A 12,057-nucleotide genomic window follows, 5' to 3' on the forward strand; every position below is an offset into this window, starting at 1 on the left:
AATAATTAATGAAAAATAGAGTTTCTTATTGATTTATGGCTTTTTTTACTGCAAATAACCATTAAGACTATTATAAAAAGAGGAGAAGGTATTACCCATAATGATAATAATCAGGAGCTGGTAAAGGCCTTATTATTGTAATAGCCTTCATTGAATTTAAATATAAATTGTAGATTGTGAGCTGAAAAAAACATAGCTATGAATAAAATATTTTTAGGAGTCTCATTAATTGCTTTATTCTCATGTAACAAAGAAGCAAAAGAACGGGCTGAACAAAGAATTCATGATTCTGTAGCAGTGGTATATAAAGCGTATGTGGACTCAGCGACCATTGCCCGTAGACGTTCTGATTCCATTATAAAAGCTGAGAAAAAATCTTTTCAGCAACACCCGGGAATAATGTCTTGCGAAAATGGAACAATGAGTTATACGGGTACCAGGCCTAGATCTAAAAATAAGAGTAAGCAATAATTAGCTGCTTTTTAGTAAATTTCTTTATCTGATAGGGATTGAAATACAAAACTCTAATATTCCCTGTTAATGAAAACAATCTATTCCTGAAGTGAATGATTTGAACAGGTTTCTGGTTTACAATTATTTATTAAATTTGAATATGAAGAATTTATTAACAATCCTGATCATCTTTCTATTCGGTACCTTTTGTAAAGCTCAGCAGACGGAAGTTTCTGTTTTGAAATATGAAGATCTGGAAAAGAAAATTCAACTGGAAAAAGATAAGCTTCTGATAGTGAATTTTTGGGCAACTACCTGTGCTCCATGCGTAAAAGAGCTGCCTCATTTTATGGAAGTGAATCATCAGTATGCAGGCAATCCGAAATTTAAGATGATTCTTGTTTCATTAGACAGACTGGTAGATAAAGAGCGGGTTTTAAAATTTATTAAAACCAAAAATCTTAGTGCTGAGGTTGTTTTGCTTGATGATATTAAAAGAATGAATACGTGGATTCCGAAATTTGAAAAAAACTGGGATGGAAATATTCCGGTTACCCTTTTTTATAAAAACGGTGAGAAAGTATATTTCAATGATGGAGAAATGAGCAAAGAAGAACTTGAAAAAATAATTACAGAAAATTTACAATAAATAATTGAGTATGAAGAATTTGAAGATTTTATTAGCAACATTCGTTATAGGTCTGGGACTTTTAAGTTTTACCACAATGAATGATGAGAAGCACGCATCTCGGCATGAAAAGATCGACTCAAAAGGGTATGAGGTAGGAGACGAAGCCGCAGATTTTAAGCTGAAAAATATTGATGGGAAAATGGTCTCGTTAAGTGATTTTAAAACCGCTAAAGGTTTTATTGTAGTTTTTACCTGCAACCATTGTCCTTATGCAAAGAAGTATGAAGACCGGATTGTAGAACTGGATAAAAAGTTTAAAAACCAAGGATATCCGGTAGTTGCCATTAATCCCAATGATCCTAACGTACAGCCTGAGGATGGTTATCAGCAGATGATTGAAAGAGCCAAACAGAAAGGGTTTACCTTCCCTTATTTAGTGGATGAGGGTCAGAAAATTTATCCTCAGTATGGAGCAACAAAAACACCTCATGTCTTTCTCCTGCAGAAAGAAAACGGGAAAAATATTGTAAAATATATTGGGGCCATCGACAATAATTATGATAATCCGAATGATGTATCAGAATATTATGTCCAGGACGCTGTCAACGCTTTACTCAAAGGAGAGTCGGTGAAAATGTCAAAAACTGTTGCTATCGGATGTACGATCAAAGTAAAGAAATAATATATTTGCCTAGAATTATAATCGGTATTCTTTGAATGCCGATTTTTTATGTCCAATATTTTATCATAATAAAGGGCTGGATCCAGTATACATAATCAATATGAAATTTAAATTAAGCCTGAAATATCTGCTTCTCAGTATTTTCATTTTCCTGATAGAGGTATTAATTGCTACTGAACTGAAGAATGTCTTTTTTATTAGGGCCTATCTCGGTGATGTTATTGTTGTACTACTTCTTTATACCCTCGTAAAGAGTTTTGTAAAGGTAAGCAATGACCGGAAGCTTATTCTCGGCATCCTGGCGTTTTCCTTTGTGATAGAGTTTGCTCAATACTTTAATATTGCAGAAAAACTAGGGTTCAAGCCCGGAAGCCTGATGTATATTGTGATTGGAAATTCTTTCTCTTGGATTGATATTTTGTGCTATGCCGTAGGGTGTCTGTTTCTATATGTCCTTGTACAAATAAAGCCTCCAAAAAATTGAAGGCTTTCTATTTAGATTGATGTATTCTATTTTACAGTCTTAAAAATCAGTGGCTGTCTCATTCTGACCCTCACTTTTTCCCCATCTTTTTCTCCGGGAATCCATTTGGTATTTATTTTTTTGAGTGCTTTTATGAATTCATCCCTTATGATTACATTTTTGTAAGATTCTATTTTTATATTAGACATACTGCCATCCTTTTCTACAACAAACATTGCGGTAGCAGAGGCTTCTTGAATACCCAGGGCAAGTAATGGCTGTGTTTGGAACTGACTTACGAATTCCTTTCTAAAAGCACCTAATCCCCCTGGAAACTCAGGATTTTTATCTTTTACTTGCGTGTTGACAGGAGAAACAGAACTCGCTTTCGGACGTGTGCTAGTAAGTGATTCCCGTTGGGCCTTGGCAGAAAATAAGCCTAAAAATACAAGGGATAAAAGCAGATGTTTTTTCATTATTTTAATTTTATCTTCCAAAACTGTCATATTTATCCTCTGCATATTTTGTAAATCGGTTTAGTAAGGCAACATTTTCTTTTTCCAGAGGAGAAAGTTCGTTATCAACGTTATTGGAAACCGGGATATACCAGTCTGTTTGTTCAAAGAAATTTCTGTAGGTTTCTTTTTTGAAAGAATAACCATGTCTGGCAAATACAGAGTTTTTAATGATCTCGAGGTCCAGTTTTCTTAGGTTTTTAAGATCTTTTTCTGTCAGTTTCTGCTTAGATGCATTTAGCTTGAAGATAGCTTCAGAGGCCACTCTGTTTTTAGAGGTTTTATAGCTTTCTGTTTTTCCGGTCTCCTCATCGGTGTATTTTTCTACAAATTCTTTCGGATTAGACCAGTCTACCAGATTAGAATCTTTATCCAGCATGAAATTCGGATTATAAACAAATTCTTTTTTGGTTAATTTAAGTGTTTTAACAGGTGCTTTTACAGCTGTTTTATTGAAAGCGTTCCATTTGCCTGTTAAGCTGTCACCGTTGAGTTTTACTTCAAACCGGCCATCGGTTTTATCATTTCCCGGCTCATCCAGCACAAAGGATTTTGAAGTTTCATTAAAGACCCCTCTGAAAGGACGTTGATTTCCACTTACAATACTTTGTCCATAAACGCTGTCCTTTGTTATCCTGTTGATCTTTAAGGAAATTCTCTTATAGGATCCCCCTTCATACTCGGAACCATCCGATTCGTCAATCATTTTTTCCATACCGGCAAATTCACCGGTATACACTCCATAATATTCTTTATAGATTTCCGGGATTACCACAGAATCTTTTTTTGCGGTCAAAGAATCTTTTCCTGATTCACTGGTTTTTCCATCTTTTTTACAGCTTATTAAAGAAACTGCCAATAGAGCGGTAAGGGTGTAATTTAAAATTTTCATATCTGTTTTTTGGTAATTAAGTATTCAATCAAAAGGATATTGGGAACCCATCCCAGCCATGCAATGACCTGATAGACATCCATAGGATTGGGATGGAATAAATATACGATAATAACTTTCCACATTCGTAGGGTAATCGCAGATAAAGTAAGGGCAAAGCTCCGCCACATCCATTGCTTATGCTCTTTAAACTTTTTCTGCCTTGCAAGCTGATACGCTTTATACGTCGAAAACCACCATAAAAAGCCTAAAATAACAAATGAAACCTTTGAAAAAAGGCCTCCGTTAGCAAATAATCCCATATAAATACCAGATGGGGCAGCTGTGATGAGAATGAGAAAAATATAAACCTTTCCCATATTCCTATGAAAATTACGGAGTCCGAAATTTTTGCGGATAATAGATAAAAACCCGGAAAGAAGAACAAAAATACTGGTATAAACGTGAGCATAGAAAAAAATGAGATATTCAGGTCTCTGTACTACCTCAGTCTGTTTGATCATTAAAAAACTCACATTAGGATCCAGCGGAATATATTCCAGGGTTATTTTAAGCATCAGCCAAAAGAAATACGTAAATCCGATAATAAAAAGGATTCTAAAGAAAATTGCCGTATTTCTTCTGGTTGAAAGCATTTTAGTTAATCAAAATGGGCAATAAAAGGAACAGTAAACCAATATTTTACAAGATTTCCCTGATAAGAAGCCGGTGTCCATTTGGTTTTCAATGATGTGATGGCTCTTTCTACTTCTTTGTTAAAAGCTTCATTGCCCCCTGTTGTTGTAAGACTTTCAATTTCTCCTTTCACATTAATGGCAAACTTTGCATAGGATGAGAGCTTACCACTTACTCCCCGGATAGACTTGATATTTATATTTTGTGCGATTTCTTTTCTAAATGCATTCATTCCTCCCGGATATTCTGCGGGCTTTTCAGCTGTTGGATCAAGATGCTCGCGGTCAGCTTGATGTACGGTCTCCTGTGTTTGAGAAAAAGCCAACGTAGCTCCTAAACACAGTATAATTGTCATTAGTTTTTTCATCGTTATAGGGTATTTAAGTCTTGTGCAATCAGCCAGCCTTCGCTCCAGCATGCCTGGAAATTAAAACCTCCTGTTACGGCATCTATATTGAGAACTTCTCCGGCAATATAGAAATTAGAAAGGATTTTTGAAGACATATTTTTGAAGTTAATCTCTTTTAAGTCAACACCTCCGGCGGTTACAAATTCATCTTTGAAAGTTGATTTTCCGGTTACCTGCAGCTTTTTTCGGCAAAGACTTTCCAGGATTTTCTGCATTTCCTTTCCGGAAATATTGGCTACCTGCTTATTAAGGTCAATTTTTGAAACCTCCAGTATTTTTTGCCAGAACCTGTTTGTGATATCATAGATCTTAGCTTGTCCAATAGTCTTTTTAGGATTGCTTTCCTTGAAACGCTGAAATATTTCCTCTGCTTCATCCATCGGTTTTGAGATGAAGTTAACTTCAATTTCAATATTGTATTTAAGCTTGGCAAGACTAATAGCTTCCCAGGCAGAAATTTTTAAAACCGCAGGTCCCGAAAGCCCCCAATGCGTAATAAGGAGAGGCCCGCTTTCCTCTGTTTTCAGTTTGGGTATTGAAATCTCTGCATTTTCAAAACTTGTTCCCGGCAAATCTTTCAGCAGTTCGTCTTTGATATTGAACGTAAAAAGAGAAGGAACGAGATCAATAATTTTATGCCCCAGAGTCTCAATAATTTTCAGTGATTTTGGAGAACTTCCGGTAGCATACACTATATAATCTGCCTCAAAATCCCCTGAACCGGTTTTTACAATGTACTTTTCATTTGTTTTTTCAATCTCTTTGACCACACATTTTGTCTTTATAGAGACATTTTTCTTTTGAGTCTCATTCAAAAAAGTATTGATAATAGTCTGTGAAGAATTGCTTTCAGGAAAGGTCCTGTTGTCGTTTTCAATTTTCAGCGGTACGTTACGCTGATCGAACCACTCCATGGTGTCACCCGGTTGAAATTTGGTGAAAACACTTAATAGCTCTTTATTTCCACGGGGATAAAACTGTACCAGTTCTCGTGGGTCAAAACAGGCGTGGGTCACATTACAGCGTCCACCTCCGGATATTTTCACTTTCTGAAGGACATCCGAGTTCTGTTCCAAAATGGTAATATTATATTTCTTTTCGTCAAGGTTCGATGCACAGAAAAAGCCTGCTGCACCACCTCCGATAATAATGATCTGTTTCATGTATATGCAATCCTATGCTGAAGATTATTTTTCCAAAAGTACAATTTTTATAAACCATCTTATTTGAGTATTTTTGAAGAATATAATTTTATGATCCTAAAAACGATTTTCAAATGATATTTTACCATAAATTCGAAGTACGTTGGAGTGATCTTGATGCCAACAAGCATTTAGCCAACTCATCATATGTACAATATTGTGCTCAGGCCAGAATGGCCTTTATGACCAAAGAGAAAATGGGAGTTACCCAACTAAGCAGATGGGGAATCGGCCCGGTTATGCTGCACGAAAGATATTCTTTCTTTAAAGAGATCTATGCAGATCAGACGGTTATCGTAAGCCTGGAAATAGACGGATGCTCAGAGGATTCCTCTATCTACCGTTTTGTTCATAAATTCTATACTCCGGATGGGGCACATTGTGCAACTTCTGAAGCTACAGGGGTATGGATTGATATGATGCTGAGAAAAATGACCACTCCTCCGGATGATGTCGTGGAGGCTATGAATAAATATAAAACCCCGGAAACCGTGGTGCTGTCAAAAGAGGATTTCAAAAAATTCCCTTTCCACCCACATAATATTGATCCGGCGGAATTTAATCAATAAATAAAAGTTCAGCGTTTAATGTCGTTAAAACGATTACTTCATTGAGCTTTGTACAAAAAAGAAATTTTATGTTTGAAGATAAATCACAGGAGCTGACTCCCATTTCAAAATTAGGAGAGTTTGGTCTTATTAAACATCTGACAGAGTATTTTCCACTATCCAATGAGTCTTCGGAACTTGGAGTAGGAGATGATGCGGCAGTTATTAATCCCGAAAATAAAAAAGTAGTCCTTACAACAGATGTTCTGGCGGAAGGAGTGCATTTTAATTTGGGCTATGTTCCGTTAAAGCATCTAGGCTATAAAGCTGTTGTAGTAAACCTCAGCGATATTGCAGCCATGAACGCGGTTCCTACTCAGATTCTTGTATCTCTGGCCGTTTCCAGCCGTTTTCCGGTGGAGGCTTTGGAAGAGCTTTATGCAGGAATTCAGGCAGCATGTGCAAGATATAAAGTCGACTTGATTGGAGGCGACACGACGAGCTCCAATTCGGGACTGGTCATGAGTATTACTGCTGTAGGGATTGAAAATGGGGAGAATATTGTCAAAAGAAGCGGTGCAAAAGCCAATGACCTTCTTGTAGTGACAGGTGATTTAGGAGGTGCTTATATGGGATTACAGATTCTGGAAAGAGAACATGCTGTTTTTCTTGCCGACCCTAATATGCAGCCGGAAATGGAAGGCTATGATTATATCCTGGAAAGACAGCTGAAACCTGAAGCAAGAACGGATGTGAAAGCTATTTTGGAACAACTGGAGATTAAACCAACTTCCATGATTGATATTTCAGACGGTCTGGCTTCTGAGATCCTGCATCTTTCAGATCAGTCAAAAGTGGGATTCAGACTTTACGAAGAAAAAATACCTATGGATAATCTTACCATTACGACTGCCGATGAAATGAATCTAAATCCGGTAATGACGGCATTAAGCGGAGGTGAAGATTACGAATTGCTGTTTACGATTTCTCCTAATGACTTTGATAAGATTAAAAATCACCCGGATTTTACGATTATAGGTCATGCTGTGGAAAAAGAAGACGGAAACTTTATGGTAGCAAGAGGATCAAACCAATTGGTGGCCCTTACAGCTCAGGGCTGGGATGCTTTTTTAGGCAACCAGCAGAACGGATAAAATTTATTTAATTGTAAATATTGTAGGAGACCGCAGCTTTTTTCGCTGTGGTTTCCGTTTATATACTCGTTATTTCGTTATGAATTCATCAGAAAAAAATATTCCCGTTCATCATCTGACTTCTGAGAAATTTCAGTTGAGTACCTTACAGACGGGGCATCCGGAAAATTTTAATGATATCCACCGACATAATTTTTTTGAAATTATATGGTTTAGTAAGGTTCCGGAAAACAGCCGTCTGGAATTGGATTTCGAAAGCCATCTTCTTCGTAACGGACAGATCTGTATCATTGCTCCGGGGCAGGTGTTTAATATGAGGTTACAGGGTGAAAAAGGATATGTCCTGGCAGTGACAAGAGAAATATTTAAAGAAGCCTGTGCGATTGAATCCATACTGACCGGAGGAACAGCTCCTTTTTCTTTAGACCCTCAGAGCGAAAAAGCCTGTACTGCCATAATATCACTTATGGAACAGGAATATAAAGGGGCTTCAAGAATTGAACTGCTTAAAACGTATTTAAGAGCATTTTGCATTATCATTGCGGAACAGATCAATTTGCAGGATCCTTTAATGAAAGACAGGCAGCGGATCCAGAAGCTGATCAGTCTGATAGAAGAACATTACACTGTTCACAGGGATACCGGGTTCTATGCAGATAAAATAAAAGTCAGTTCTCACCATCTTAATGATATTGTACGGTTGTCAAGAGCAACCACGATTAAGAAAATGGTGGCCCAGCGGCTTCTGCTGGAAGCAAAAAGAGAATTGAGCTTCGGTGCTTTAACGGTTAAGGAAATTGCTTTTAAGCTGGGATTCAGTGATGCATCTTATTTCTCACGATTTTTTAAAAAACATACGGGAGATAATCCTGACAGCTTCAGATCCGGAAAAGTCTAATCTTCAGAATGTTACTTTTTTATTGCTTTAAAATGGCTCTAAAACACAGCGTGTTAAAAATAACCCTCAGTTTGTGCTGGTCTTTCTTCAGTTCCTGTCTTGGGTGTTTCTACTTTTTAAAGCAACTTTGCAGATAGAAAAAAACGCCTGTGAAGGCTTATACTATTTATGAAGAATTTGAATATTGTAGTGTTTATTCTGGCACTGCTGAACACCCTGGAGTCACTGAGTATAGATCTTTATCTTCCTGCTTTCCCAAGCATGGCCCAAATTTTTAACACGGATATCGGACATATACAGATCTCAATTTCTGTTTTCTTTGCCGGATTTGCCTTTGGTCAATTATTATGGGGACCCTTGTCCGATAAAAAAGGACGTAAACCCATGCTGTACTGTGGTCTTTTACTTTTTATTGTAGGCGCAACAGCTATATTTTTCACATCAGATATTTATGTGTTATGGGCAATGCGTTTTCTGCAGGCCTTTGGAGGAAGTGCCGGGATTGTTATTGGACGGGCTATCATTATTGACCTGTATGACAAGCAGAAATCCGTTACTATTTTCTCCCAGCAGTCCCAGATCAGTGGTATTGCTCCCATTGTAGCCCCATTACTGGGTAGTGTATTTCTTAAATTTTGGGGATGGAACAGCTCATTTGCATTTTTAGTTATTATGGGAATCATTACCCTCTTTATGGTATATCGATATGTTCCTGAAACTAATGCTAAAATCAGCCTTCCGGATCAGATTGAGAATGAAAAAGGGTTGAAGGATCAGCTGAAAATGATCATTACAAATAAAGATTTCATCAACAGTACCATGATTGGAAGTATTGCCTTTGCTTCGCTTATTATTTACATTTCTAATGCTCCATTCCTGTTTATGGAGATCCATGGATTTTCCAGCGGAGTTTTCAGTTTCATATTTGCTTTTAATTCATTAGCGTTGATTACTGCCGCTTATATTACTCCAAAGTTGATTAAAAGAATAAGTAATGCAAAGCTTTTATTGATTGCTACACTCGTGTTGTTGTGTGTCTGTGCACTCCATATTCTGATTGCTGCCGGAAACCTTTCTGTAGGATTGGAAATTGCAATGCTGTATTTATCATTACTGGCTATAGGGATTTTATTTCCTATTACCTCAGCACATGCTTTATCTCCTTTTAAAGAAGGAAGGGGTACTGCTGCTGCTTTACTTGGATTTATGCAGTTGATGGTTACCTTTCTGATGTCGGCATTGATAGGTTTTTTAGAGGCAGATTCTATTATGCCAATGGTGATAGCACGTACAGGAATTGCGGTGATTGCTGTTTGGTTTGGCTATCGTATTTTTAAAACTCAGAAAAGTGCTGCCTAAAACAATACAGTGATTATTATTTCTCTGCCAGGATAGGACTAAAGAAAGACATAAAATCTTTTTCCTGCTCTTTACCCAGAGAAACGGCACCATAGGTATTAAGGTGGGAGTCATTATAATACATCAGCGTATCCTTGTAAAAGGGTACGCTTTTAAATAGCTCCCCTTTAGAGAGGTCGTAGAGATAGACATTCTTATAAGTGGCAGCAAATTTTTCCAAAGCCAGCTTATTTTTTTCTTTACTGATGATTTTAAATGAGGCTGAAGTTCTTTTGATATAATCACGGTTTACTTTTACGGGATCCCGGTTGATAGATGGAAAAGTATTGAATACAACCAGCTTTTGATCCGGTCGTAATGATCTCGCAAGTTTTTCCAGAGATTCATAAGCAGACATAGGTTCTATAAAGGAAGAGCTGTTGATCAGGATAATCCTGTTTTTTTGAATATTCTGTTGGGTAAAATCCACGAGCTGTTGGGCGGCATCATAAAACTTCACTTCATTGCTGGTGTAGTCCTCTCTTTTTACTCCTTTTAAAGCAAGAACACCATCAGTGGTTACCGTGGAAAAAGAAAAATCATTTCGTTTTCCTATATAGTCTAAATAAGGTTTAATGCTGAGGGCATGGCTGTCACCGATAAGTAAAATGCGATTGTTTTTTGAAGTTTTATCTCCAAAAACTTCAATATTTTTTTCATTATGGGAAAGCAGTCCGAAGGTAGGAGAAGTATAGGCTTCCGGAATTTGGTAAATAGCAGTAGCTTTTGGAACTAAAAAAGCCATAAAGATCAATAGAACGCCTCCTGAAATAGAGTAGCGGATAAGGGTGGTATTATTCTTTTTTCTAAAGAAATTCTCAATAAACCGGTAGGAAAACCAAGCTGAGATAAAGGTCAGAATACAGGTGAAAGCAACTTCACCGGGACTTAGAAAATATTCATCATGGTAATATCTTATAAAAGAAATGATGGGCCAGTGCCACAAATAAAGTGAATAAGACAGCTCTCCCAAATAAACGGGGATTTTTTTTGCAAAAAAATCAGAGATAAAATTGTTGCCGGTCACCAATAAGTTTGCTGTGGCGATGGTCGGAATTAACGCAATTACTCCCGGGAAAAAAGAATCTTTACTGATAAAAACAGCAGATAATATCAATACCAAAAGGTTTAGGAAAGCAAAGATTGTATTGCCCGATCTGCTGAAATTGATTTTATTTTTAAATGCAAGACTGTAAAAGCTTCCGATCAGGAACTCCGGAATTCTGGATACTAATGAAAAATAAGTCGAGGTATTGCTGTTGTCTATATACATCGAAATGCTTGTATAGGTGGTAAGAACAATAATGAGTAATACTATGACTGTAGATAAGTATTTTCTTTTAACCCAAATAAGCAGTAACGGAAGTAACAGATAAAACTGCATCTCAATGGCTAATGACCATGTATGGAGAAATGGGTTTTCATTCAATGCTGCTCCGAAATAAGAATCTCCCCTGGAAAATAACTGATTGGAAAGAAAAACAATGGAAGCTCCCGCAGATTTTTGAAGCGTCCATATATCCCTTGCCAGATAAATAAAAGATCCTGCAAGTGTAGCCGCAATAATAAGAAAAAGATAAGCAGGAAAAATTCTTTTCAGACGCTTCCAGTAAAAATCATAAAAGCTGAAAGTTTTTTTATCCTTTTGATCAATAATGATAGATGTCATGAGATATCCTGATATGACAAAGAAAACATCTACCCCAATAAAACCACCCTGCAGCCAGGTGTAGTTTATATGAAAAATAAAGACCAAAAAGAAGGCCAGGGCTCTGATTCCCTGTATATCATTTCTAAACTGCATCAGATGATTTTATACTGACAAATATAACAGAATATAAAGACTTCATTTCAATGGGTTATTGTTTTCTTGATCCTGTTATTTGATCCTCTTGTCATAGCATTCCGGCACTTAATCAAGTAATTTTTGTGAAGAATGGTCAAAGGGCTCTCTTTGTGTAAAATTTAAATTATGAAGAGAAACCTTTTGACGGTTTTCTGCTGTGTATTGCCATTAGGCTATTGGATCAATGCCCAATCCGGAATATCCGGTGAGCTTAAAACAGAATATATTGCTTCCTCCAGCTATATCCGTCCGGAAGACAGTGTAAAAACGGATTCCAAAAGTGACTTTAAA

14 protein-coding genes are annotated in these 12,057 nt (G+C 36.9%); 8 read left to right on the forward strand and 6 right to left on the reverse strand.

Annotated features, from left to right (window positions below):
- The first annotated feature begins 198 nt into the window (after nt 1–198).
- From JML65_RS20940 to JML65_RS20955, 4 genes are all read left to right on the forward strand, one after another.
- Entirely contained in the window at nt 199–471 is a 273-nt protein-coding gene (locus tag JML65_RS20940; RefSeq protein WP_047484481.1) for a hypothetical protein, read from the forward strand.
- A 142-nt stretch (nt 472–613) separates the two neighbouring features.
- On the forward strand, nt 614–1,102 hold the full coding sequence (locus JML65_RS20945) for a TlpA family protein disulfide reductase (RefSeq protein WP_202271991.1): 489 nt from the start codon (nt 614–616) through the stop codon (nt 1,100–1,102).
- Between the two features lie 10 nt (nt 1,103–1,112).
- A complete protein-coding gene (locus JML65_RS20950; protein WP_202271993.1) occupies nt 1,113–1,766 on the forward strand; it encodes a thioredoxin family protein in 654 nt (217 codons plus the stop codon).
- A 100-nt stretch (nt 1,767–1,866) separates the two neighbouring features.
- Nucleotides 1,867–2,250: a DUF2809 domain-containing protein gene (locus tag JML65_RS20955; protein ID WP_115919368.1), complete on the forward strand. Its 384-nt coding sequence runs from the start codon at nt 1,867–1,869 to the stop codon at nt 2,248–2,250.
- Nucleotides 2,251–2,276: 26 nt separating this feature from the next.
- On the opposite strand, the gene JML65_RS20960 is transcribed toward JML65_RS20955, so the two are convergent.
- From JML65_RS20960 to JML65_RS20980, 5 genes are read right to left on the reverse strand one after another with little or no spacing between them, the layout of a single operon-like run.
- Nucleotides 2,277–2,726 carry an energy transducer TonB gene (locus tag JML65_RS20960; RefSeq protein WP_202271995.1) on the reverse strand — a complete coding sequence of 150 codons (450 nt, stop codon included), beginning with the start codon at nt 2,724–2,726 and terminating at the stop codon, nt 2,277–2,279.
- Nucleotides 2,716–3,636: a YARHG domain-containing protein gene (locus tag JML65_RS20965; RefSeq protein WP_202271997.1), complete on the reverse strand. Its 921-nt coding sequence runs from the start codon at nt 3,634–3,636 to the stop codon at nt 2,716–2,718. Before JML65_RS20965 ends, JML65_RS20960 begins: the two co-directional genes overlap by 11 nt.
- Nucleotides 3,633–4,271: a DUF2306 domain-containing protein gene (locus tag JML65_RS20970; protein ID WP_115919362.1), complete on the reverse strand. Its 639-nt coding sequence runs from the start codon at nt 4,269–4,271 to the stop codon at nt 3,633–3,635. The genes JML65_RS20965 and JML65_RS20970 overlap by 4 nt, the downstream gene beginning before the upstream one ends.
- A 5-nt stretch (nt 4,272–4,276) precedes the next feature.
- A complete protein-coding gene (locus JML65_RS20975) occupies nt 4,277–4,678 on the reverse strand; it encodes a TonB C-terminal domain-containing protein (RefSeq protein WP_047484492.1) in 402 nt (133 codons plus the stop codon).
- A 2-nt stretch (nt 4,679–4,680) separates the two neighbouring features.
- On the reverse strand, nt 4,681–5,883 hold the full coding sequence (locus JML65_RS20980) for an NAD(P)/FAD-dependent oxidoreductase (protein ID WP_202271999.1): 1,203 nt from the start codon (nt 5,881–5,883) through the stop codon (nt 4,681–4,683).
- 113 nt (nt 5,884–5,996) lie between these two features.
- Between JML65_RS20980 and JML65_RS20985 the strand changes: the two genes are divergently transcribed.
- From JML65_RS20985 to JML65_RS21000, 4 genes are all read left to right on the forward strand, one after another.
- Nucleotides 5,997–6,491: an acyl-CoA thioesterase gene (locus tag JML65_RS20985; RefSeq protein WP_047484497.1), complete on the forward strand. Its 495-nt coding sequence runs from the start codon at nt 5,997–5,999 to the stop codon at nt 6,489–6,491.
- A gap of 68 nt (nt 6,492–6,559) precedes the next feature.
- The gene (gene thiL / locus JML65_RS20990) at nt 6,560–7,624 is read left to right on the forward strand and encodes a thiamine-phosphate kinase (RefSeq protein ID WP_047484499.1); all 1,065 of its coding nucleotides are present in this window, start codon (nt 6,560–6,562) and stop codon (nt 7,622–7,624) included.
- Nucleotides 7,625–7,703: 79 nt separating this feature from the next.
- Nucleotides 7,704–8,522, forward strand: coding sequence for a helix-turn-helix domain-containing protein (locus tag JML65_RS20995; protein WP_202272001.1), 819 nt, complete (start codon nt 7,704–7,706; stop codon nt 8,520–8,522).
- A 168-nt stretch (nt 8,523–8,690) separates the two neighbouring features.
- Nucleotides 8,691–9,881, forward strand: a complete 1,191-nt coding sequence (locus JML65_RS21000) for a multidrug effflux MFS transporter (protein WP_084086350.1) — start codon at nt 8,691–8,693, stop codon at nt 9,879–9,881.
- Between the two features lie 16 nt (nt 9,882–9,897).
- On the opposite strand, the gene JML65_RS21005 is transcribed toward JML65_RS21000, so the two are convergent.
- A complete protein-coding gene (locus JML65_RS21005) occupies nt 9,898–11,724 on the reverse strand; it encodes an acyltransferase family protein (RefSeq protein WP_202272003.1) in 1,827 nt (608 codons plus the stop codon).
- Nucleotides 11,725–12,057 lie beyond the last annotated feature (333 nt).

Source organism: Chryseobacterium sp. KMC2, assembly GCF_016756935.1.
GTDB lineage: Bacteria > Bacteroidota > Bacteroidia > Flavobacteriales > Weeksellaceae > Chryseobacterium > Chryseobacterium rhizosphaerae.